The 21,159-nt window shown below is 74.6% G+C and carries 20 protein-coding genes; 12 read left to right on the forward strand and 8 right to left on the reverse strand.

Annotated features, from left to right (window positions below; genetic code table 11):
- Positions 1–17: 17 nt before the first annotated feature.
- Positions 18–641 carry a QsdR family transcriptional regulator gene (locus HNR61_RS50020; RefSeq protein ID WP_220509600.1) on the forward strand — a complete coding sequence of 208 codons (624 nt, stop codon included), beginning with the start codon at positions 18–20 and terminating at the stop codon, positions 639–641.
- Here HNR61_RS50020 and HNR61_RS21455 read toward each other — a convergent pair.
- Positions 536–1,492 (reverse strand): hypothetical protein, encoded by a 957-nt coding sequence (locus tag HNR61_RS21455; protein ID WP_182844951.1) that lies wholly within the window; start codon positions 1,490–1,492, stop codon positions 536–538. The two genes, HNR61_RS50020 and HNR61_RS21455, sit on opposite strands and share 106 nt — an antisense overlap.
- A gap of 169 nt (positions 1,493–1,661) precedes the next feature.
- On the opposite strand from HNR61_RS21455, the gene HNR61_RS21460 reads away from it, so the two are divergent.
- Complete coding sequence (locus tag HNR61_RS21460) at positions 1,662–3,020, forward strand: ABC1 kinase family protein (RefSeq protein ID WP_182844952.1); 1,359 nt, start codon at positions 1,662–1,664, stop codon at positions 3,018–3,020.
- 7 nt (positions 3,021–3,027) lie between these two features.
- Here the strand turns inward: HNR61_RS21460 and HNR61_RS21465 are convergent, their stop codons facing one another.
- On the reverse strand, positions 3,028–3,879 hold the full coding sequence (locus HNR61_RS21465; RefSeq protein ID WP_182844953.1) for a siderophore-interacting protein: 852 nt from the start codon (positions 3,877–3,879) through the stop codon (positions 3,028–3,030).
- 206 nt (positions 3,880–4,085) lie between these two features.
- Here HNR61_RS21465 and HNR61_RS21470 point away from each other — a divergent pair, with 206 nt between their 5' ends.
- The 5 genes from HNR61_RS21470 (at position 4,086) to glpK (ending at position 9,318) form a co-directional block, all read left to right on the forward strand.
- Entirely contained in the window at positions 4,086–4,229 is a 144-nt protein-coding gene (locus HNR61_RS21470) for a hypothetical protein (protein ID WP_182844954.1), read from the forward strand.
- Positions 4,230–4,289: 60 nt separating this feature from the next.
- Positions 4,290–5,063: a cyclase family protein gene (locus HNR61_RS21475; protein ID WP_182844955.1), complete on the forward strand. Its 774-nt coding sequence runs from the start codon at positions 4,290–4,292 to the stop codon at positions 5,061–5,063.
- A complete protein-coding gene (locus tag HNR61_RS21480) occupies positions 5,060–6,736 on the forward strand; it encodes a thiamine pyrophosphate-binding protein (RefSeq protein WP_182844956.1) in 1,677 nt (558 codons plus the stop codon). Before HNR61_RS21475 ends, HNR61_RS21480 begins: the two co-directional genes overlap by 4 nt.
- A 198-nt stretch (positions 6,737–6,934) precedes the next feature.
- Positions 6,935–7,759, forward strand: coding sequence for an MIP/aquaporin family protein (locus HNR61_RS21485; protein WP_182844957.1), 825 nt, complete (start codon positions 6,935–6,937; stop codon positions 7,757–7,759).
- Between the two features lie 41 nt (positions 7,760–7,800).
- Entirely contained in the window at positions 7,801–9,318 is a 1,518-nt protein-coding gene (gene glpK, locus HNR61_RS21490) for a glycerol kinase GlpK (RefSeq protein WP_182844958.1), read from the forward strand.
- Positions 9,319–9,386: 68 nt separating this feature from the next.
- On the opposite strand, the gene HNR61_RS50025 is transcribed toward glpK, so the two are convergent.
- Positions 9,387–10,361 carry a Gfo/Idh/MocA family protein gene (locus HNR61_RS50025; RefSeq protein ID WP_182844959.1) on the reverse strand — a complete coding sequence of 325 codons (975 nt, stop codon included), beginning with the start codon at positions 10,359–10,361 and terminating at the stop codon, positions 9,387–9,389.
- 95 nt (positions 10,362–10,456) lie between these two features.
- Here HNR61_RS50025 and HNR61_RS21500 point away from each other — a divergent pair, with 95 nt between their 5' ends.
- The gene (locus tag HNR61_RS21500; protein WP_182844960.1) at positions 10,457–11,290 is read left to right on the forward strand and encodes a S1 family peptidase; all 834 of its coding nucleotides are present in this window, start codon (positions 10,457–10,459) and stop codon (positions 11,288–11,290) included.
- Positions 11,291–11,309: 19 nt separating this feature from the next.
- On the opposite strand, the gene HNR61_RS21505 is transcribed toward HNR61_RS21500, so the two are convergent.
- Positions 11,310–12,095: a cytochrome c oxidase assembly protein gene (locus HNR61_RS21505; protein ID WP_312898018.1), complete on the reverse strand. Its 786-nt coding sequence runs from the start codon at positions 12,093–12,095 to the stop codon at positions 11,310–11,312.
- Complete coding sequence (locus HNR61_RS21510; RefSeq protein WP_182844961.1) at positions 12,092–12,592, reverse strand: DUF2243 domain-containing protein; 501 nt, start codon at positions 12,590–12,592, stop codon at positions 12,092–12,094. Before HNR61_RS21510 ends, HNR61_RS21505 begins: the two co-directional genes overlap by 4 nt.
- Positions 12,593–12,744: 152 nt before the next feature.
- On the opposite strand from HNR61_RS21510, the gene HNR61_RS21515 reads away from it, so the two are divergent.
- Positions 12,745–13,926, forward strand: coding sequence for a zinc-dependent alcohol dehydrogenase (locus tag HNR61_RS21515; RefSeq protein ID WP_182844962.1), 1,182 nt, complete (start codon positions 12,745–12,747; stop codon positions 13,924–13,926).
- Here the strand turns inward: HNR61_RS21515 and HNR61_RS21520 are convergent.
- Positions 13,904–15,340, reverse strand: a complete 1,437-nt coding sequence (locus HNR61_RS21520; protein WP_182844963.1) for an MFS transporter — start codon at positions 15,338–15,340, stop codon at positions 13,904–13,906. The genes HNR61_RS21515 and HNR61_RS21520 overlap by 23 nt on opposite strands.
- A gap of 110 nt (positions 15,341–15,450) precedes the next feature.
- On the opposite strand from HNR61_RS21520, the gene HNR61_RS21525 reads away from it, so the two are divergent.
- Together HNR61_RS21525 and HNR61_RS21530 are read left to right on the forward strand one after the other, a co-directional pair.
- Positions 15,451–16,317, forward strand: a complete 867-nt coding sequence (locus tag HNR61_RS21525; protein ID WP_182845205.1) for a helix-turn-helix transcriptional regulator — start codon at positions 15,451–15,453, stop codon at positions 16,315–16,317.
- Between the two features lie 15 nt (positions 16,318–16,332).
- On the forward strand, positions 16,333–18,231 hold the full coding sequence (locus HNR61_RS21530) for a transketolase (RefSeq protein WP_312898036.1): 1,899 nt from the start codon (positions 16,333–16,335) through the stop codon (positions 18,229–18,231).
- Between the two features lie 98 nt (positions 18,232–18,329).
- Here HNR61_RS21530 and HNR61_RS21535 read toward each other — a convergent pair whose 3' ends face one another.
- Positions 18,330–19,136, reverse strand: a complete 807-nt coding sequence (locus tag HNR61_RS21535) for an arginase family protein (protein WP_182844965.1) — start codon at positions 19,134–19,136, stop codon at positions 18,330–18,332.
- Between the two features lie 186 nt (positions 19,137–19,322).
- On the opposite strand from HNR61_RS21535, the gene HNR61_RS21540 reads away from it, so the two are divergent.
- Complete coding sequence (locus HNR61_RS21540) at positions 19,323–19,724, forward strand: hypothetical protein (RefSeq protein ID WP_182844966.1); 402 nt, start codon at positions 19,323–19,325, stop codon at positions 19,722–19,724.
- Here the strand turns inward: HNR61_RS21540 and HNR61_RS21545 are convergent.
- Positions 19,694–21,154: an FGGY-family carbohydrate kinase gene (locus HNR61_RS21545; RefSeq protein ID WP_182844967.1), complete on the reverse strand. Its 1,461-nt coding sequence runs from the start codon at positions 21,152–21,154 to the stop codon at positions 19,694–19,696. The two genes, HNR61_RS21540 and HNR61_RS21545, sit on opposite strands and share 31 nt — an antisense overlap.
- Between the last annotated feature and the right edge of the window lie 5 nt (positions 21,155–21,159).

Genomic DNA, 21,159 nt, shown 5'->3' on the forward strand with positions numbered 1-21,159 from the left:
TGTGCGATGCTGGGCGCGTGAACGGGCAGCCACGAGCCGGGGACGGCACGGGGAACGGCCGGGCGGGCGGACCCGCCGCCGCGGTCGCCGCCGCCACCGCCCACTACCTGGCGGGCGAGCCGATCGACATGTCGGCGCTGGCCGCCGAGCTCGGCGTGGGCCGGGCGACGCTGTACCGCTGGGTCGGCAGCCGGGAGCGCCTGCTCGGCGCCATCCTCGCCGAGATGACCGAGCGCACCTACCGGCGGGTGATGCGCGAGGTCACCGGGACCGGCGCGGACCGGATCCTGGACGCCCTGGAGCGCTTCATGCGCGCGGTGGTGGAGGCCGCCCCGCTGAAGGCGCTGACCGCGCGGGAGCCGGGGCTGTTCGTCCGGCTGGCCGCCGCGCCGGGACCGGTCGAGGAACGCGCCAAGGCCATGCTGGTGCGGGAGCTGCAACGGGAGATCGACCGGGGCGCTCTCCGGGTGACGGTCCCCACTGAGACGCTGGCGCAGGCGATCGTGCGGATCGCCGACTCGTTCATGTACGCCCACTACCTGGGCGGCACCCGCCCGGAGATCGACACCGCCCTGGAGGTGATCGGGCTGCTGCTGCGGCCCGGCCCGGCGCCCGAGTCGTCCGGCAGCTCGGGCTCGTAGCGGGGGAACAGCAGCACCGCGCCGACCGCCAGGGCCGCCGCGCCGATCCGCAGGACCCCCCACAGCGGGTCCTCGGGCCAGTCGCCGCCGTACAGCAGCGTCCCGGCCAGCAGCAGGTACGTCTTGGCGGCGATCGTGCAGACCGAGATGCACACCACCATCCGGCACCGCTGCATCGCGATCATCGCCTGGGCGAGCCCGACCGGGACCGTCAGCCCGATCAGGTAGGGGTAGGGCGTGGCCAGCAGGTGCGGGCCCGTGCCCTGCTCGGCGTTGACGATGGCCAGCCCCTTGATCGCGACCTCTCCGGCGCCGAGGGCGATCCCGCTGGCCAGGCCGTAGGCCACGCCCGTGGAGGGGCGGGCGTGCCGCCCGGCGGGGCACAGGCCGTTCAACACGAACAGCGCGACCGAGACCAGCACGGCGGCCGCGGTCGTCGCGAGCAGCGGGGACAGCGGCGGCAGCGAGCCGATCCCGGCCTGCTCGGGCCGCACCGACGCCCAGACCAGCAGCGTCGACAGCGCGAACAGGCCGAGGCCGCACCACTCGCGGACGGTGAGCCACTCGCCGAAGAAGGCGGTCCCCGTCCACAGCAGCACCAGCAGGGTCGAGGCGAACAGCGGCTGGGCGATGCCCAGCGGCAGTTCGGCGAACGCGACGATCTGCAGCTCCATGCCGATCGTGAAGACGAACAGGCCGGTGAGCCAGATCGGGTCGCGCAGCACCGTGCGGAGCAGGAGCCCGGGGCGGCTGCCGTGCAGCGGCGGCATCCCCGCCCCGGCCCGCTTGAACAGCGCCGCTCCCACGTAGTAGAGCACGACCGCCACTAGAGCCGTCACCGTCGGGCTCATGGCGCCGACCTCCTCCACAGTGTCGGCTCCGAGACACTCAAGTGATGTGTCTCACAAGACATCCGCCATGTTTGTCTCACGGTGGGAAGGCGTCAAGGGGTGAGCGGAAAGGTTATGGTTCGTCCGGTCAGGGCGGAGTGCGCCGAGCGCCGAAGGGAAGGAAACGATCGTGAGTGACATCCCCCGCCGCGCGGTGACGCGCACCGCGAAACTGGCCTCGCTGCCCCTCGGCTTCGCCGGGCGCACCGCCCTCGGGTTCGGCAAGCGCACGATCGGCAGGCCCGCCGAGACCGTGGCGCTGGAGGTCCAGCGCCGCACCGCCGACCAGCTGTTCTCGGTGCTCGGGGAGCTCAAGGGCGGCGCGATGAAGGTCGGCCAGCTACTGTCGATCTTCGAGGCGGGGCTGCCGGAGGAGGTCGCCGGGCCGTTCCGCGCCAGCCTCACCCGGCTCCAGGAGTCCGCGCCGCCGATGCCCGCCGCCACCACCCACCGGGTGCTGGCCGAGGGGCTCGGCCCGGACTGGCGGGACCTGTTCGCCGAGTTCGACGACCGGCCCGCCGCGGCGGCCTCCATCGGCCAGGTCCACAGGGCCGTGTGGCACGACGGCCGCGCCGTCGCGGTGAAGGTGCAGTACCCCGGCGCGGGCAAGGCGCTGATGAGCGACTTCAACCAGATCGCCCGGCTGAGCCGGCTGATCACCCCGCTGTTCCCCGGCGTCGAGGTCAAGCCGCTGGTCGCCGACCTGAAGCGGCGGCTGGAGAAGGAGCTCGACTACGACGACGAGGCCCGCGCGCAGACCGCGTTCCACGAGGCGTACGCGGGCGACCCCGACTTCGTGGTCCCGGCCGTCGTCGCCCAGTCCGGCCACGTGCTGGTCACCGAGTGGCTCGACGGGACGCCGCTGGCCAGGGTCATCGCCGAGGGGGACCAGGAGGAGCGCGACCGCGCCGGGCTGCTGCTGTTCCGGTTCATCCTGTCGGGCCCGGCCCGCTGCCAGATGATCCACATCGACCCGCACCCCGGCAACTTCCGGCTGCTGGACGACGGCCGCCTCGGCGTCATGGACTTCGGCGGCGCGGCCCACGTCCCGGCCGAGCTGCAGTGGTCGATCGGGCGGCTGCTGCGCATCGGCACCCTTGGCAGCGGCGAGGCGATGGTCGCGGCGGCCCGCGCGGAGGGGTTCCTCGCCCCCGAGGGGGAGGTGGACCCCGAGCAGGTCGCGGCGATCGTCTCCCCGCACGTCACGCCGTTCACGCGGGAGCGGTTCCGCTACAGCCGGGAGTGGCTGCGGCGCGAGACCACCCGGGGCATGGGGGTGGCGACCGACATGCGGCCCGGCGCGCTGGCCCGGCACCTGCGGCTGCCGCCGCAGTACATGGCGGTCAGCCGGGCCCTGGCCAGCTGCGGCGGCGTGCTGTGCCAGCTGGAGGCCGAGGGGAACTACCGGGCCGAGGTGGTCCGGTGGCTGCCGGGCTTCGCCGACGACCCGGAGGAGACCGGACGGGAGGGCGGCGAGGAGACCGCCTGAGCGGGGGCTAGGCGGAGGCCAGGGCCCTGGCCTCCTCTTCCTCGATCCGCTGGTTCCACTCGCGCTTGCCGGACTGCCAGCCGTCCTCGTCGCGGCCGAGGCGCCAGTAGCCGGAGATCGACAGCTGCTCCAGCGGCAGCCCCCGGTCCACCCGCAGGAAGCGGCGCAGCTCCTTGACGAACCCGGCCTCGCCGTGCACGAACGCGTGGACGCGCCCCGCCGGGAACTCCAGCTCCCGCACGGCCGCCACCAGCGCCTCGCCGACCCGGCCCGCGCCCCGGTGCAGCCACACGATCTCCGCGCCGCCGGGGGCCTTCAGGTCCTGCTCCTCCTCGGGGCCCTCGACCTCCAGCAGGACGCGGGCGGGGGCGCCGCCGGGGAGGCGTCCCAGGGAGGCGGCGATGGCGGGCAGCGCGCTCTCGTCCCCGACCAGCAGGTGCCAGTCGGCCTCGGCGGCGGGCGCGTACGCCCCGCCGGGGCCGAGGAAGCGGATCCGGTCACCGGGCTTGGCGCCCCGGGCCCACGGCCCGGCCAGGCCCTCCTCGCCGTGGTACACGAAGTCGACGGTCAGCTCGCGCGTGCCGGGGTCCCAGGCCCGCACGGTGTAGGTGCGGGTCACCGGCCACTGCTCGCGCGGCATCTCCTCGCGGATCCGCGCCATGTCGAACGGCTCGGGGTAGACGGCGCCGGGCTGGGGGAACAGCAGCTTCACGTAGTGGTCGGTGAACTCGCCGGCGGCGAACCCCGCCAGCCCCTCGCCGCCGAGCACCACACGGATCATGTGCGGGGTGATCTGCTCGGTGCGCAGCACCGTGCCCACGTGGAGCCGTGGAGCCCTGCGCTCGGTCGGTGTCGCCATGCGTCCCCCTCGTTCGAAAGTACTTAGGTAAGCCTAACTTCCCGTCGGGGGAGATGGTTCCGGCCGCACATTAATTTACTGGTGAAATACTTGCTGACCTTTCGGGCGACGCGCACCGCCGCGCTGCTCCAGCAGGCCGCCGACGCGCCGACGACCGCGACCGCCGCGTCCAGCACCTGGCGCTGACCGGCGAGGGCCGCGCCCTGGTGGACCGGTTGCTGCCCGCCCGGCCCGCCCACGAGGCGTCGCTGCTGTCGGACCTGCCGGACGAGCGCCGCGACGCGATGGCGCGGGGCCTCAGCGAGCTGCTCGTCCTGCTGGAGGGACGCCTCGGCGGGCGCGTCGGCTGACCTTTACCCCCGGGGAGCGAGTCGGTACGTTCGGTGCACCGTGCGCCCCCGGGAGGAACCATGTCCGTGCTGGACGCCCTGCTCGCCGCGCTCACCGACGGAAGCGTCGAGGTCGTCGACCTGACGGCCCCGCTGTCGTCGGCCACACCGATCCTCCAGCTGCCCGAGCCGTTCGCCGACACCGTCCCGTTCCAGCTCAGGGAGATCAGCCGCTACGACGACCGGGGCCCCGCCTGGTACTGGAACGACATCACCACCGGGGAGCACGTCGGCACCCACTTCGACGCGCCGGTCCACTGGATCACCGGCCGCGACGGCGAGGACGTCTCCCAGGTCGCGCCGCGCCGCCTGGTCGGCCCCGCCGTCGTGCTGGACGCCGCCGCGCACGTCGCGGGCGACCCCGACTTCCTGCTGGAGGTCGACCACGTCCGCGACTGGGAGAAGGCGCACGGCCCGCTGCCCGAGGGCGGCTGGCTGCTGTACCGGACCGGCTGGGACGCCCGCGCGGGCGACCAGGCGGCGTTCCTCAACGCCGACGGGACCGGCCCCCACAGCCCCGGGATCTCCGCCGAGTGCGCCCGGTGGCTGGCCGAGGAGACCCCGATCCAGGGGATCGGCGTGGAGACCGTCGGCACCGACGCGGGGGCCGCGCACGGCTTCGAGCCGCCGTTCCCGTGCCACTCCTACCTTCTCGGCGCGGACAAGTACGGCCTCACCCAGCTGCGGAACCTGGACCACCTCCCGGCGCGCGGGGCCGTGCTGGTCGCCGCGCCGCTGCCGATCGTCGGCGGCTCCGGCAGCCCGGCCCGCGTGCTGGCGCTGGTCGAACGATGATCGTCGCCGAGGCGGTCGGGGCGGCGCTGGCCCGGCTCGGCGCCGACACCGTGTTCGGCGTGGTGGGCAGCGGCAACTTCCACGTCACCAACGCCCTGGTCGCCCACGGCGCGCGGTTCGTGGCCGCCCGCCACGAGGGCGGGGCCGCCACCATGGCCGACGCCCACGCCCGGCTGACCGGCGGGCTCGGCGTGGTGTCGGTCCACCAGGGGCCCGGCCTGACCAACGCGCTCACCGGCGTCACCGAGGCCGCCAAGAGCCGCACCCCGCTGCTGGTGCTGGCGGGCGAGGTCGCCGCGTCGGCGGTCCGCTCCAACTTCCGGATCGACCAGGCCGCGCTCGCCGCCGCCGTCGGCGCGGTCCCCGAACGCGTCCACTCCCCGCAGTCGGCGCTGGCCGACGTCGCCCGCGCCTGCCGCACCGCCCTCACCCAGCGCCGCACGGTCCTGCTCGGGCTGCCGCTGGACGTGCAGGCCGCCGAGTACACCGGGCCCGACACCACCGACCGGTCGCTGGCGTACGGCGCGCCGGTGCCGTTGCTGCCGCCGCCCCCGCCGCACGCGGTCGGCCGCCTGGCCGACCTGCTCGCCGGCGCCGGACGGCCGGTGTTCCTGGCCGGGCGCGGCGCGCGCCTCGCCCGCGCCGGGGAGCCGCTGCGCGCCCTGGCCGAACGCTGCGGCGCGCTGCTGGCCACCTCCGCCGTCGCGCGCGGCCTGTTCCGCGGCGACCCGTTCGACCTGGACGTCAGCGGCGGCTTCGCCACCCCCGCCGCCGCCGGACTGATCCGGGGCGCCGACCTCATCGTCGGGTGGGGCTGCTCGCTGAACATGTGGACGCTGCGGCACGGCGCGCTGGTCGGCGAGGGCGCGGCCGTCGCGCAGGTCGACCTGGACGCCGCCGCGCTCGGCGCGCACCACCCCCTCGACCTCGGCGTGGCCGGCGACGCCGCCGAGACCGCCCGCGCCGTCCTCGCCGAGCTGACCGCGCGCGGCCACGCCGCCGCCGGATACCGCTCGCCGGAGCTGGCCGCACGCCTGGCCCGCGAGTCCCGCTGGCGCGACCACCCGCCCGAGGACGACCCCGCCGACGGCCGCATCGACCCGCGCGTGCTGTCGATCGCCCTCGACGAGATGCTGCCGCGCGAGCGCACCGTCGCCGTCGACTCGGGCAACTTCATGGGCTACCCCGTCATGTACCTGGACGTCCCCGACGCCGACGGGCTGGTGTTCACCCAGGCGTTCCAGTCGGTCGGGCTCGGACTGGCCACCGCGGTCGGCGCGGCGCTGGCCCGCCCCGACCGGCTGACGGTCGCCGCGCTCGGCGACGGCGGGGCGCTGATGTCGGCCGTCGAGCTGGAGACCGCCGTCCGGCTCGGCCCCCTGCTCGGCGCGGGCCTGCTGGTCGTCGTCTACGACGACGAGGCCTACGGCGCGGAGGTCCACCACTTCGGGCCCGGCGGGCACGCCCTGGACACCGTCACGTTCCCGCCCGTGGACATCGCCGCCGTCGGCCGCGGCTACGGCTGCGCCGCCGCGACCGTGCGGCGCCCCGAGGACCTGTCGGCCGTCGCCGACTGGCTGGCCGGGCCGCGCGACCGGCCGCTGGTGGTGGACGCCAAGGTCACCCGGGAACGCCCGGCGTGGTGGCTGGAGGAGGCGTTCCGCGGCCACTGACCCGGCCACTGACCCGGCCGCCGGACCGGCCGCGGAAACGGCTACCCGTCAGTACCCCGTTCCGGCGCGGCCCAAGCCTTTGGAGCGTGCCAGCGAATTGGCGTTTTGTTGTCACGGCTTGCAGGTTGACCGTTTTCGCGTGCCCTACTTACCGTCGCGGCAGTTGTGCCTCACGTCACACCGCCCCGAGGAGGAGACATGGCGGAACGGCTGAGACTGCCCCCACTGGGCCGGGAGATGGCCGCCGAGTTCGCCGGAACGATGATCCTGATCCTGTTCGGCGTGGGAGTGGTCGCCCAGGTCGTCGCGGGAGGCATCGGCGACCACGACAGCATCGCCTGGGCGTGGGGCATCGGCGTGACGCTCGGCGTGTACGTGGCGGCCACCATCAGCGGCGGGCACCTCAACCCGGCCGTGACGTTCGCGCTGGCGGTGTTCAAGGGCTTCCCGTGGCGCAAGGTCGCGCCCTACATGCTGGCGCAGACGCTGGGCGCGTTCGTCGCGGCGCTGGTCGTGCGGTGGAACTACACCGAGGTGCTGGCCCGGTTCGACCCCGGCCACACCATCAAGTCGCAGGGCGTGTTCTCCACCCTCCCGGGCAACGGCACCCTGCCGGTGAGCACCTGGGGGGCGCTGCGCGACCAGATCATCGGCACCGCGATCCTGCTGTTCATCGTGGTCGCCCTCACCGACCTGCGCAACCAGCCCCCGCTGGCCAACCTCGCCCCCGTGGTGATCGGGTTCCTGGTCGTGGCGATCGGCATGGCGTGGGGCACCGACGCCGGGTACGCCATCAACCCGGCCCGCGACTTCGGACCGAGGCTCGCCCAGTTCCTGACCGGTTACGGCGGCGCGTGGCGCGACCAGTACGGTGACCTGTACTTCTGGGTGCCGATCGTCGGCCCGCTGGTCGGCGGCGTGCTCGGCGCCGGGCTGTACGGCCTGCTCGTCGGGCGGAACCTGCCCGAGCCGGCCCGGCCCGACCCGACCCGGCCCGAGCCCCAGTACGACGTGAAACCCTGACCGACCCCCTCATCCCCTCGACCCCAGAAAGCGAGAGTCGGATGGCCGACTTCGTCGGTGCGCTGGACCAGGGCACCACCAGCACCCGATTCATGATCTTCGACCACGGTGGCAACGAGGTGGCCCGCCACCAGCTCGAACACGAGCAGATCCTGCCGCGGGCGGGCTGGGTGGAGCACGACCCGATCGAGATCTGGGAGCGCACCCGCGCCACCGTGCAGTCCACCCTGAACAAGGCGAACCTCCAGGCGTCCGACCTGGCCGCGGTGGGCATCACCAACCAGCGCGAGACGACCGTCGTGTGGAACCGCCGCACCGGGCGTCCCTACTACAACGCCATCGTGTGGCAGGACACCCGCACCGACCGGATCGCCTCGGCGCTGGAGCGCGACGGGCGCGGCGAGACGATCCGGCACCGCGCGGGCCTGCCTCCGGCGACGTACTTCTCCGGCGGCAAGATCCAGTGGATCCTGGAGAACGTCGACGGCGTTCGCGAGGCGGCCGAGAACGGCGAGGCCGTGTTCGGCAACATCGACACCTGGGTGCTGTGGAACCTCACCGGCGGCCCCGACGGCGGCGTGCACGTGACCGACCCGACCAACGCCAGCCGCACGATGCTGATGGACCTGGAGACCCTGGACTGGGACGACCAGCTGCTGTCGTTCTTCGGGATCCCGCGCGCGATGCTGCCGGAGATCAGGCCGTCGTCGGCGCCCGACCCCTACGGCGTGACCCGCGCCGACGGGCCGTTCGGCGGCGAGGTGCCGCTGAGCGGCGACCTCGGCGACCAGCAGGCCGCCACCGTCGGGCAGGTCTGCTTCTCCCCGGGCGAGGCCAAGAACACCTACGGCACCGGCAACTTCCTGCTGCTCAACACCGGCGGCGAGCTGGTCCGCTCCAAGGCGGGCATGCTCACCACCGTCTGCTACAAGTTCGGCGACCAGGCCCCCGTCTACGCCCTGGAGGGCTCCATCGCGGTGACCGGGTCGGCCGTGCAGTGGCTGCGCGACCAGCTCGGCATCATCTCCGGCGCGTCGCAGAGCGAGGCGCTCGCGGCGCAGGTGGAGGACAACGGCGGGGTGTACTTCGTGCCCGCGTTCTCCGGCCTGTTCGCCCCCTACTGGCGCAGCGACGCGCGCGGCGCGATCGTCGGGCTGTCGCGGTACAACACCAACGCCCACCTGGCCCGCGCGACGCTGGAGGCGATCTGCTACCAGTCCCGCGACGTGGTGGAGGCGATGCGCGAGGACTCCGGCGTGTCCCTGGACGTCCTGAAGGTGGACGGCGGCGTCACCGCCAACGAGCTGTGCATGCAGTTGCAGGCCGACGTCCTCGGCGTCCCGGTGTCCCGTCCCGTGGTGGCCGAGACCACGGCGCTGGGCGCGGCGTACGCGGCGGGCCTGGCCGTCGGGTTCTGGCGCAACACCGACGAGCTGCGCCAGAACTGGAACGAGGACCGGCGCTGGCGGCCCCAGTGGGACGAGGACAAGCGGGAGAAGGGCTACGCGGGCTGGCGCAAGGCCGTCGAACGCACCTTCGGCTGGGTCGACGTCGACTGACCCGGCCCGTCCGGCCGCGCGCGGTCACCCGTACCGCCGCGCGCGGCCGGACGCCCGGTCACGCGCGCTCACCCGGAGGCCAGGCGCTCCCGCACCCGGTCGATGACCCGCATGACCTCCACCGACTCGGCCAGCGGCAGCAGCGGCGACTCGGTCAGCCCGGCGCGCAGGCAGCGGGCGACCTCCTCGGCCTGGTAGGTGTAGCCGTGCCCGGCCAGCTCGGCGGTCATCGTCTCCGGCTCGGCCCCGGCCCGGTACAGCGTCATCGACACCGGCCGGTAGAACGGCCCGGCCACCTCGATCCGGCCCTTGGACCCCACCACGGTCGCCGCGTGCGGCGAGTCGCCCATCAGGCCGCAGTGCAGCAGCGCCACCGCCCCCGACCGGTAGCCGAGCAGGATGCCGGTGTTGGCGTCCACGCCGGTGGGCGCCGGCGCGGCGGTGGCCTGCACGGTGTCGGGCGGGCCGAGCAGCGGCCAGGTGAACGACAGCGGGTAGCAGCCGAGGTCCAGCAGCGCGCCGCCGCCGAGCTCGGCGGACCACAGGCGGCCGGCCGGGTCGTAGGCCGGGGCGATGGAGAAGTCCGCGTAGACGGCCGACACCTCGCCGATCGCCCCGTCGGCGACCAGCTCGCCGAGCCTGCGCACCAGGGGGCTGAACCGCGTCCACATGCCCTCCATCGCGAACAGGCCGCGGTCGCGGGCGAGCGCCGCCAGCGCCTCGGCGTCGGCGGCCGAGGTGGTGAAGGGCTTCTCCACCAGCACCGCCCGGCCGCCCTCCAGGCAGAGCCGGGCCGGTTCGTAGTGCATGGGGTGCGGCGTGGCGACGTACACGACGTCCACCTCCGCGTCGGCGGCCAAGCCGGCGTAGGAGCCGTGGGCCCGCGCGACGCCGTGGCGCCCGGCGAACTCCGCGGCCGTCGCCTCGGACCGCGACCCGACGGCCACGACCCGGTGCCCGGGAAGGCGCAGCAGGTCCTCGGTGAAGACGGAGGCGATGCCCCCGGTGCCCAGGATTCCCCAGCGGATCGGTGTGTCACTCACCGTCCGATCCTAACGGCCCGGAGGCTTCCCCCGCCCCTGATGATCATCTAGCATCGCCGTGCTCCTGACCTCGACCGGAGAGGATCTCCCGTCACATGACCCGACGTCTGCTCGGCGCGGCGCTGGCCGCCGTCACCGCCGGCGGCCTGCTCGCCGCCGCCCCCGCCCACGCCTCCGCCACGAAGGGCGAGGTCGACTTCACCGGGATCGTCGCCCTCAGCAACTGCTCGGGCTCGATCGTGCGCGGCCCGCTCAGCCGCGACACCGACGCCGCCCTGGTGATGACCAACGGCCACTGCCTGGAGACCGGCATGCCGAAGGCGGGCGAGGTGATCGTGGACCGGCCCTCCGGCCGCACGTTCGACCTGCTGGACCGCGCCGGCAAGAACGTGCTGGGCAAGCTCCGGGCGACCCGGATCGAGTACGCCACGATGACCGACACCGACGTCACGGTCTACCGGCTGAACACCACCTACCGGGCCATCCGGCAGCGGTACGGCGTTTCCGCCCTGAAGCTGTCGCTGGCCCGCCCGCACGCCGGCACCCGCATCGCCATCCCCAGCGGCTACTGGCGGCGCACGTGGACCTGCAAGATCGACGGTTTCGCGTACCGGATGAAGGAGGCGGGCTGGACCTGGAAGGACTCCATCCGCTACACGCCCGAGTGCGACATCATCGGCGGCACCTCCGGCTCCCCGATCGTGGACACCCGCTCCAAGCGCGTGATCGGCGTCAACAACACCGGCAACACCGACGGCGAGCGGTGCACCCTCAACAACCCGTGCGAGGTCGACCGGAACGGCAGGGTCACCGTCCGCCGCGGCATCGGCTACGGCCAGCAGACCTACCTGCTGGCGCGCTGCCTGACCCGCGGCAACGACGTGCGCCTCGACCGCGGCTGCAAGCTGCCCCGGCCCGCGAGGCGCTGACGCTTCACCACCGGCGGGCCTAGGCGGCCCGCGCCGGGTCGGCCGCGACCCGGCGCGGGCGCCAGGTCGCCATCAGCGCCAGGGCCAGCAGGATCTCGGCGAGGTCGCCGCCGTAGTACATCAGCTCGGCGCCGCCGCGCACCTGCTCGGCCGGGGCGGCGACGGGGAGCAGCCCCGCGTACAGCAACTGCGCGAGGGTGGCGTGGGCGGCGACGGCGACGCCGAGGACGACCAGCCGGAACGGCACCGACGGGCGGCGCGGCGCGGGGTCGGGCCCGGCGACCACCCAGGCGAACACGCAGCCCGACACCAGGAAATGCAGGTGGACCAGCTCGTGGAGCAGCGGGTCGGTCGTCGTCGCCCGGTACAGGGGCGTGGCGTAGAGGAGGTACAGGCCGCCCGCGTTCAGCGCCAGCGCGGTCACCGGGTGCGTCAGCGCGTGGACCAGGGGCCGGTTGAGGAGGCGTCCGAGGCGGTGGCCGCCGCGCCCGCTGGTCGCGCGCAGCGCCAGCGTCACCGGCGCGCCCAGCACCAGCCCGAGCGGCGCGTACATGCCGAGCAGCAGGTGTTGCAGCATGTGGCCCCGGAAGTCCTCGTGCGCGAACGCCGCCACCGGCGGGGCCAGCGCGACCATCAGCAGGACCGCGCCGGCCGAGAAGCCCGCGGTGCGCCACGCGCTCCAGCCGCGCGAGCCGTGCCGCTGCTCCCGCAGCGCGGCGGCCAGGTAGGCGACGAGCACCAGCGCGACCGCCACCAGCGGCAGCAGCGCGGCCGCCGGGGCGTGGCCGCCGTGCGCCACGGTCACCGCGCCTCACCCTTGCGCTGGAGCAGCCAGCCGCCGGCGACCAGCAGCGCGCCCAGCGCCAGGAAGCCCAGGTCCCACCAGGTCTGGTACGGGCCGCCGCGCACGTGGTGGACGCCGAGGATGTGGTGGTCGATCACGCCCTCCACCAGGTTGAACAGGCCCCAGCCGACCGCCAGCCAGCCCCACAGCGCCCGGCTGCGCCACACCGGGCGGTCGGCGCGGTTCAGCCGGGAGTACAGCAGCGCCAGCCCGGTCAGCACCGACACCCAGGTGAAGACGTGGAAGAACCCGTCCCACAGCGTGTTCATCTCCAGCCCGGAGACCGTCGTGGCGGGATAGGGGCGCAGGCCCAGCCGGTCGTCGCCGGCGCTGGTCAGCATGTGGTGCCACTGGAGGACCTGGTGGAGCATGATGCCGTCGACGAAGCCGCCCAGGCCGACGCCGAGGACGACCCCCGGCAGCCCGATCCCGGGACGGGGCGGGGACGAGGTGGTCATGCGGACTCCTTCCGGTGATCTCTGGCACCCCTGCCCGCCAGGAGGGGCCGGACACCCCGGTGTCCCGATCCGGGGTGTCCGGATGCGGCGTTTGGCCGGTGTGCAGGGGGTAGGGCCACCTCGTCCGGCATTCCGGAGGAGAGGGGGAGCCCGTGAAGGCGGTCACCTGGCACGGCCGGCGCGACGTGCGCGTGGACACCGTTCCCGACCCGGCCATCAAGGAGCCCACCGACGCCATCGTCAAGATCACCACGACCGCGATCTGCGGTTCGGACCTGCACCTGTACGAGGTGCTCGGGCCGTTCATGGGGGAGGGCGACATCCTCGGCCACGAGCCCATGGGGATCGTGGAGGAGGTCGGGTCGGAGGTGTCGCACATCCGGCCTGGTGACCGGGTGGTCATCCCGTTCAACGTCTCCTGCGGGCACTGCCACATGTGCGGGCTGGAGCTGTACGCCCAGTGCGAGACCACCCAGAACCGCGAGCACGGCACCGGCGCGTCCCTGCTCGGCTACACCAAGCTGTACGGGCAGGTGCCCGGCGGCCAGGCCGAGTACCTGCGCGTCCCGCAGGCCCAGTTCGGGCCCGTCAGGGTGCCCGAGGGGCCGCCCGACGAACGGTTCGTGTACCTGTCGGACGTGCTGCCCACCGCCTGGCAGGCCGTGGCGTGGGCCGACGTCCCCGACGGCGGTTCGGTCACCGTCCTCGGCCTCGGGCCGATCGGGCAGATGTCCTGCCGCGTCGCCCGCCACCTGGGATACCGCGTCATCGGCGTGGACCTGGTGCCCGAGCGCCTGGAGATGGCCCGCCGCCACGGGGCCGAGGTCGTGGACGCCGCCGTCACCGACGACGTCCCCGGCGCGGTCCGGCAGCTCACCCAGGGCCGCGGCACCGACTCGGTGATCGACGCGGTCGGCATGGAGGCGCACGGCTCACCGGTCGGCAAGCTCGCCCAGACGCTCACCGGGCTGCTGCCCGACCGCGCCGCCGCCCCGCTGATGACGCGCGCCGGGGTGGACCGGCTGGCCGCCCTCACCCAGGCCATCGAGATCGTGCGGCGCGGCGGCACCATCTCGCTGTCCGGCGTCTACGGCGGCATGGCCGACCCGATGCCGATGCTCCAGCTGTTCGACAAGGGCGTCACGCTCCGGATGGGGCAGGCGCACGTCAGGCGCTGGATCGACGACCTGATGCCGCTGGTCCTCGACGACGCCGACCCGCTCGGCGTGGCGGACCTGGCCACCCACCGGCTGCCGCTGGACCGGGCCCCGCACGCCTACGAGATCTTCCAGAAGAAGCAGGACGGCGCGATCAAGATCCTGCTGGAGCCGTGACGCGCGGCCCCCTTCGCCGCAGCGCCGGCGGCAGCGTGCACACCACGGTCAGCAGCGCCACCGCCGCCAGGGCCCATCCGGTCGCGTACTCGGCGTGCCGGGTGGACCCCGGCCCGGCGGCCGAGGTCAGGAACAGCGTCCCGACGGTCGCGATGCCGATCACCTGGCCGAGCTGCGTGAGCGTCAGCAGCAGGCCGCTGCCGTCGGCGGCGTCCCCGGCGGGGACGTGCGCCAGCGTGGCGTTCATCGCGATCGGCATCACGCCGAGGCCCGTCCCGATCACCACGGTCAGCAGCAGGTGGGCCGGGCCGCCCCCGGCCAGCGGGCCGACGAACAGGTAGCCCAGCGCCGCCACCCCGTACCCGATCGGCACCAGCGGACGGTGCCAGCGCTCGGGCAGCCGCTGCCAGCGCGTCGACACCAGCGCGAACGCCGTCACGCACGGCACGAACGCCAGCCCCGAGGCCAGCGGCCCGTACCCCAGGTCGCCCTGGAGGTGCAGGGTCGTGGTGAACAGGAACGCCGCCCACGTGCACGGCCCCAGCAGCACCCCCGCGGCGGCGGACGGCACTCCCGGCGCGCGCAGCACCCGCAGGTTCACCAGCGGGCGCCCGCCGCGCGCCGCGACCCGCCGCTCCACCACGACCAGCAGCGCCACCAGGACCGGGCTCGCCGCCAGCGACGCCCACCCCCACACCGGCCAGCCCAGCTCGTGCCCGAGGATCAGCGGCACCACCAGCGCCAGCACGGCCGGGGTCAGCAGCAGCAGGCCCGGCAGGTCCAGCCCGCCGTCCCCGCGCTCCTCCCGGCGCGGCAGCACGCGCGGCGCGGCGAGCATCAGCGCCAGGCCGACCGGCACGTTCACGAGGAACACCGGCCGCCACCCGCCCAGCACGCCCGCGCCCACCAGCAGCCCTCCGGCGACCTGCCCGGCGACGATCCCGCCGGACACCACGGCCGAGAAGACCCCGAGCGCGCGGGCCCGCGCCGCCCCGGTGTACTCGCGCTGGATCAGGCTCATCACCTGCGGCAGCATCAGCGCCGCCGCCGCGCCCTGCGCGAACCGGAACGCCACCAGCGTCCAGGTGTCCGGCGCGAGCCCGCACGCCAGCGACGCCGCGGTGAACGCGGTCACCCCGATCCGGAACATCCGGCCCGGACCGGCCAGGGCGCCCAGCCGCGCCCCGGTGACCAGCAGCACCGCGTAGGCGATCACGTATCCGGCGACCACCAGTTGCAGGCCCGCGCCGGAGGCGCCGAGGTCGGAGCGGAGCGTCGGCAGCGCCACGTTGACGATGTTGACGTCGAGAAGGGACATGAACTGCCCGGTCAGCAGCACCGCGAGCAGCGCCCGGCCGGGCCGTCGGGCCGCCGCCGAAGGGGAGGACGCCGACCGGTCGGTCATCGTTGTCATGGCTCCAGCGTCGGGGCGCCCCGGTACCCGTAACGAGAGCCCCGCGATACTGGTACCGACAGCACCTGGCACACGCCGGGCCGATCCCCGAGGGTGGTGGGGTGAGCACGATGACCCGGACGGCCGGACCGGACCGCAGGCGCACCGAGCTGGCGGCGTTCCTGCGCAGCCGCCGCGCCCGCATCACGCCCGAGGACGTGGGCATGCCGCCCGGCCCCCGCCGCCGCACCCCCGGCCTGCGCCGCGAGGAGGTCGCGCAGCTCGCCGGGGTCGGCGTCACCTGGTACACGTGGCTGGAGCAGGGCCGCCCGATCAACGCCAGCCCCCAGGTCCTGGACGCGGTCGCCCGCACGCTGCGCCTCGACGGCGCCGAACGCGCCCACCTGTACCGCCTCGCCGAGACCGCCGAGCTCCCGCGCCCCGCCCCCGCCGCCGGGCTGCCGGAGGACCTGCCGGCCATCCTCGCCGGGCTGGACCCGATGCCCGCCTGCGTCACCAACGCCCGCAGCGACGTGCTCGCCTGGAACAGGGGCTACGCCGCCCTGTTCCCGTTCCTGGTGAACGCGCCCGAGGCCGAGCGCAACACGCTGTGGATGACCTTCACCCTCCCGCCGTGCTGCAACCCCTTCGTCAACCTCGCCGAGGAGGGGCCGCTGTTCGTCGCCGCCTTCCGGCACCGCTACAGCCGCCACCTGGGCGAGCCGGGCTGGCGGGACTTCGTGCGGCGGCTGTGCGAGGCCAGCCCGGAGTTCGCGCGGCTGTGGGCCCGGCAGGACGTCGCCGAGTCGGGATCGCGGCTGAAGGTGTTCCGGCACGCGGCGGTGGGGGAGGTCGCCGCCCGCGCCACCGCCTTCGACGTGTCCGGCGCCCCCGGCGCCCGCATGGTCGTCTACCGCCCGGTGTCGCCGGAGGACCGCGAACGCGTCGAACGGCTGATCGACGACCCGGACCTGGCCGTGCACGACCACGTCCACTGATCAGGCCGACCAGGTATCCCTCCGCCGAGGACGGGTAGGCAGGGACGGTCCGTCCGTGCCGACACGAGGAGGAGGGACATGGACTACGACCGTCTCCGCGAGCTGGGACAGCAACTGCGGGTCGACGCGGTCCGCGCCGCCGACGCCGCGGGATCCGGGCACCCCACGTCGTCGATGTCGGCGGCCGACCTGATGGCGGTGCTGCTGGCCGGGCACCTGCGGTGGAACCCCGCGACCCCCGACGACCCCGGCAACGACGAGCTGGTGTTCTCCAAGGGCCACGCCTCGCCGCTGCTGTACGCCCTCTACGCCGCCGCCGGGCTGATCGACGACGAGGAGCTGCTGACCTTCCGCAAGGAGGGCAGCCGCCTGGAGGGCCACCCCACGCCCCGGCTGCCGTGGGTGAAGGTCGCCACCGGCTCGCTCGGCCAGGGGCTGCCGGTCGGCGTCGGGATGGCGCTGGCCGCCCGCCGCCTGGACCGCACCCCCGCCCGGATCTGGGTGCTGTGCGGCGACAGCGAGCTGGCCGAGGGGTCGATGTGGGAGGCGTTCGAGCACGCCGGGCACGAGGGCCTGGACAACCTCACCGCGGTCGTCGACGTGAACCGGCTCGGGCAGCGCGGCCCCACCCGCCACGGGTGGGACACCGCCGCCTACGCCCGGCGCGTCGGCGCGTTCGGCTGGCACACCATCGAGATCGACGGCCACGACGTCGCCGCGATCGACGCCGCCTACCGGGAGGCGCGCGAGACCACCGGCCGCCCCACCGCGATCCTCGCGCGCACCAGGAAGGGCCGCGGCGTCAGCGCGGTGGAGGACCAGGAGGGCAAGCACGGCAAGCCGCTGCCGGACGCCGAGGAGGCGGTCGCCGAGCTCGGCGGCCGCCGGAACCTGCGGGTCGAGCCCCGCCTGCCCGACGCCGAGGACCACCCCGCCCGCCCCGAGCCGGGCCCCCTGGAGCTGCCGCGCTTCGACGTGGGCGACCGGGTCGCCACCCGCGAGGCCTACGGGAGGGCCGTGGCGGCCCTGGGCGGCGCCCGCGCCGACGTGGTCGCGCTGGACGGCGAGGTCAGCGACTCCACCAAGGCCCGGCACTTCGCCGAGGAGCACCCCGACCGGTTCTTCGAGATGTACATCGCCGAGCAGCAGCTGGTCGCGGCGGCGGTCGGGATGCAGGCGCGCGGCTGGCGGCCGTACGTGTCGTCGTTCGCGGCGTTCCTGTCCCGCGCCTACGACTTCGTGCGGATGGCCGCCGTCAGCCGCGCCGACCTCAACCTGGTCGGCTCGCACGCGGGCGTCGCGATCGGCGAGGACGGCCCGTCGCAGATGGGGCTGGAGGACCTGGCGGCGTTCCGCGCCGTGCACGGCAGCACCGTGCTGTACCCGTGCGACGCCAACCAGACCGCCCGGCTGGTCGCCGCGATGGCCGACGCCGAGGGCGTCCGCTACCTGCGCACCAGCCGCGGCGAGACCCCGGTCGTCTACGGGCCGGACGAGGAGTTCGTCATCGGCGGCAGCCGGGTGCTGCGCTCCTCCGGCGAGGACAAGGTCACCATCGTCGCGGCCGGGGTGACGGTGCACGAGGCAGTGAAGGCCGCCGACCGGCTCGCCGCCGCCGGGGTGCCCGCCCGCGTCGTCGACCTGTACTCGGTGAAGCCGGTGGACGCCGCGACGCTGCACGAGGCCGCCGACGCGACCGGGCGGTTCGTCACTGTCGAGGACCACTGGCCCGAGGGCGGCGTCGGCGACGCGGTCATGGACGCCTTCGCCGACGGACGCCCGGTGCCCCGCATGACGCGTCTCGCGGTGCGGACCATGCCGGGGTCGGCGACGCCCGAGCAGGAGCTCAGGGCCGCCGGGCTCGACGCCGACGCCATCGTCGCCGCCGCCCACGACCTGGCGGTGACCGACTGACGCGCGGCAGGGCCGTCGTCCTCGTTCCCGGTCGCCGTCCAGCCCCGGGAACGAGACGACGGCCGCCCGGCGGCGCGAGGGATCCCAGGCCGAGCGGGCTATCCGACCATCCTCAACGCGGCGCCCAGCCGGCGGATCACCTCGGTCTCACGAGGATTCCCGTCGCCGGCCGGCGCGTGCTCGGTGATCGCGGCTCCGACGACGGTGTCGATCCGGGAGACCAGGTCGATGAGCCGCTGCGGCTCGACCCCGTCCGGCTCGGGGTAGCAGGTGGCGCCGAACCCGGGTGGATCGAGGACGTCGAGGTCGACGTGCAGGTACACCGGCCCGGTGAGACCGTCGAGGGCCCCCTCCAGGTCGCCGACGCCGAAGCGGCGGATGCCCGACTGCTCGATGTAGTCCTCGACCTGCTCGCGGACGTCGGGTTCGAACGCCCTCAAACCCGCGATCGTCACCTGCTCCGGCGCCAGCGGCTGCTCCGGGACGAGCGGCGCCGGGCCCTCGCCGAGCAGCGTGCGCAGGATCATCCCGTGGAACGAACCGGACGGCAGGGTCCGCGGGGTGTACAGGTCCGGGTGCGCGTCGATCCACAGCACCCTCAGCTCGGTGCCGTACCGGGCCCGGGCGGCCGACAGCGGCGCCAGGTCCACGGCGCATTCCCCGCCGACGGTGATCACCGCGTCGTCGATGCCGGCCAGGGCCTCCCTGGTGAGCCGCAGATTCTCCGTGAGCACATCCAGCGCGCGGACACCGGCTTCGCGCTCGCCGTCGGTGTCGAGCACCGGCACCGTCACGTGCGCGTCGGCCCGGATCGCCGCCGCGGCGATCCGGGCGCCGGGCACCAGCCGGCGGGCGTTCGGTGAGCTCGATCCCTGCCACTGGGGCACACACAGCACGGTGGTCATGATCCGGGACCGTATCCGCGATGATCGCGAACGGGCCACACCTTTCGGACCCCCCTTCCCGTCTCCTGGCACAGGGCGGCCACGGGCCGGCGGCGCTCCGGCCTGGCCCGCCGGGCCGGGGAGAGCGATGATTCTTCCCACCGACGCGGGACGGCGGAAGCGGGATCCTCCCGGAAGGAGACGGCGATGACCCATGACCCGGCACTGCGGGCCCTGGACCGGCTGGTCGGCACCTGGAAGATCACCGGCGGGCACCAGGGGACGGTGACCTACCGGTGGTTGAACGACTTCTTCCTCCATCAGGACGTGCGGCTGGGCGACACCCACGGCTTCGAGATCATCGGACGGGAGCGTCCGCTGATGGCCGAGCCCAGCGCCGACATCAGGTCCCGGTACTACGGCGACGACGGCAGCACCCTCGACTACACCTACGAGCTCGACGGCGACACCCTCACCATCTGGGCGGGCGACCGCGGATCCCCCGCCTACTTCCAGGGCACCTTCGGCTCCGACGACCGCACTCTCACCGGAGCCTGGGTCTATCCGGGCGGGGGAGGCTACGACTCCAACGCCGAACGCGTCGAATAGGGCCGCGCCCGCGCCGCCCAGCGGTCCCGGGCGCGCGCCACCCGGTCCAGGTGGTCGGCGTAGCCGCGCTCGTGGAACGCCGCGCGCCCGGGGTCGGGGTCGACCGTCGCCGACGGCCGCGTCCAGGCGGTCGTGTCGAGTTCGATCCCGTGCCGGTCCGCCGCCGCGAGCACCGCGCCGCGCGCCCCGGTCTCCGGGCCTGCCGCGACGCGCACGGGCCGCCCCAGCACGTCGGCGAACATCCGCAGCCACGCCGCGCTGCCCGTCCCGCCGCCGCACACCGTCACCGAGCCGCGCAGGCCCGCCGCCTCCAGCAGGTGCCGGGCCGCGTAGGCGGTCCCCTCGCAGACGGCGCGCACCAGCTCGGCGCGGGTCGTGCGCAGGCTGACACCGGTGAACTCGGCGCGGGCGGACGGCTCGACGAACGGCGACCGCTCCCCGGAGGGCGCGAAGAACGGCAGCACCGCCACGCCCCCGGCGCCGGGCGCGGTGCCGTCCAGGATCGCGTCCAGCTCGCCGTGGGAGGTGCCGGTGGTCTCCAGGACCCAGTCCAGCCCGGCGGTCCCGACCATCGCGGCCATCACCCGCAGCCACCGGCCCGGCTCCGCCGTCGCGAAGTGGAACCCCGACGGCTCCCCGGACAGGTCGAGCACGTCGGTGACCACGTCGCACACCAGGCTCGTGCCGATGTTGAGCAGCCCGTCGCCGGGCTCGGCGACGCCGCCGCCGATCGCCGCCGCCGTCACGTCCGTCGGCCCGGCGGCCACCGGCGTCCCGGCCGGCAGCACCCCGCCGGCGACCGCCTCCGCGCCCGGCAGCGGGTCGTGGACCGGCGCGAACAGCCCCGCGCGGCGCCCGAGCCCGCACGCCTCCAGCACGGCGGGGGAGTAGTCCCGGCCGCGCGGGTCCAGGAACGGCACCGAGGCGTCGCTGACGTCGGTCGCCCGCACCCCGGTGAGCCGCTGGAACGCCACGTCCTTGACGTAGGCGGCGGTCGCGGCGGCGTCCAGCACGGCGGGCTCGTTCCGGTCCAGCCAGGCCAGCAGCGGGGCCGCGCAGCCGGGGAAGACGGTGTTGCCGGTCGCCCGGTAGACCGCCTCGGCGGTGCCGTCGGCGATCCACTCCGCCACGATCCCGGCCGCCCGCCCGTCCATCCAGGAGATCCCGCGCCGCACCGGCCGCCCCGCGGCGTCCACCGGCCACGCCCCGTCGCCCTGCGCGGTGATCCCGGCCAGCGCGGGCGCGCGCCCGCCGCACACGGCCCGCGCGACCCGGGCCACGGCCGCGAAGACCTCCTCGAAGTCCTGCTCCACCCGGTCGCCCTCGGCGACCAGGGGCGCCCTGGCGCGCTCGACGGCGAGGATCCGCCCGTCCCGGTCGAAGGCCGCGGCCTTGACCACCGAGGTGCCGATGTCGATCCCGACGAACATGCGCG

It is taken from the genome of Actinomadura kijaniata (assembly GCF_014138665.1).
GTDB lineage: Bacteria > Actinomycetota > Actinomycetes > Streptosporangiales > Streptosporangiaceae > Spirillospora > Spirillospora kijaniata.

Excerpts from the sequence above, each read along its gene's own strand:
- HNR61_RS21455 (WP_182844951.1), bottom strand. The coding sequence starts at position 1,492 with ATGAGCCCGACGGTGACGGCTCTAGTGGCGGTCGTGCTCTACTACGTG.
- HNR61_RS21465 (WP_182844953.1), bottom strand. The coding sequence starts at position 3,879 with ATGGCGACACCGACCGAGCGCAGGGCTCCACGGCTCCACGTGGGCACG.
- HNR61_RS21475 (WP_182844955.1), top strand. The coding sequence starts at position 4,290 with ATGTCCGTGCTGGACGCCCTGCTCGCCGCGCTCACCGACGGAAGCGTC.
- HNR61_RS21480 (WP_182844956.1), top strand. The coding sequence starts at position 5,060 with ATGATCGTCGCCGAGGCGGTCGGGGCGGCGCTGGCCCGGCTCGGCGCC.
- HNR61_RS21485 (WP_182844957.1), top strand. The coding sequence starts at position 6,935 with ATGGCGGAACGGCTGAGACTGCCCCCACTGGGCCGGGAGATGGCCGCC.
- glpK (WP_182844958.1), top strand. The coding sequence starts at position 7,801 with ATGGCCGACTTCGTCGGTGCGCTGGACCAGGGCACCACCAGCACCCGA.
- HNR61_RS21500 (WP_182844960.1), top strand. The coding sequence starts at position 10,457 with ATGACCCGACGTCTGCTCGGCGCGGCGCTGGCCGCCGTCACCGCCGGC.
- HNR61_RS21510 (WP_182844961.1), bottom strand. The coding sequence starts at position 12,592 with ATGACCACCTCGTCCCCGCCCCGTCCCGGGATCGGGCTGCCGGGGGTC.
- HNR61_RS21520 (WP_182844963.1), bottom strand. The coding sequence starts at position 15,340 with ATGACAACGATGACCGACCGGTCGGCGTCCTCCCCTTCGGCGGCGGCC.
- HNR61_RS21525 (WP_182845205.1), top strand. The coding sequence starts at position 15,451 with ATGACCCGGACGGCCGGACCGGACCGCAGGCGCACCGAGCTGGCGGCG.
- HNR61_RS21535 (WP_182844965.1), bottom strand. The coding sequence starts at position 19,136 with ATGACCACCGTGCTGTGTGTGCCCCAGTGGCAGGGATCGAGCTCACCG.
- HNR61_RS21540 (WP_182844966.1), top strand. The coding sequence starts at position 19,323 with ATGACCCATGACCCGGCACTGCGGGCCCTGGACCGGCTGGTCGGCACC.
- HNR61_RS21545 (WP_182844967.1), bottom strand. The coding sequence starts at position 21,154 with ATGTTCGTCGGGATCGACATCGGCACCTCGGTGGTCAAGGCCGCGGCC.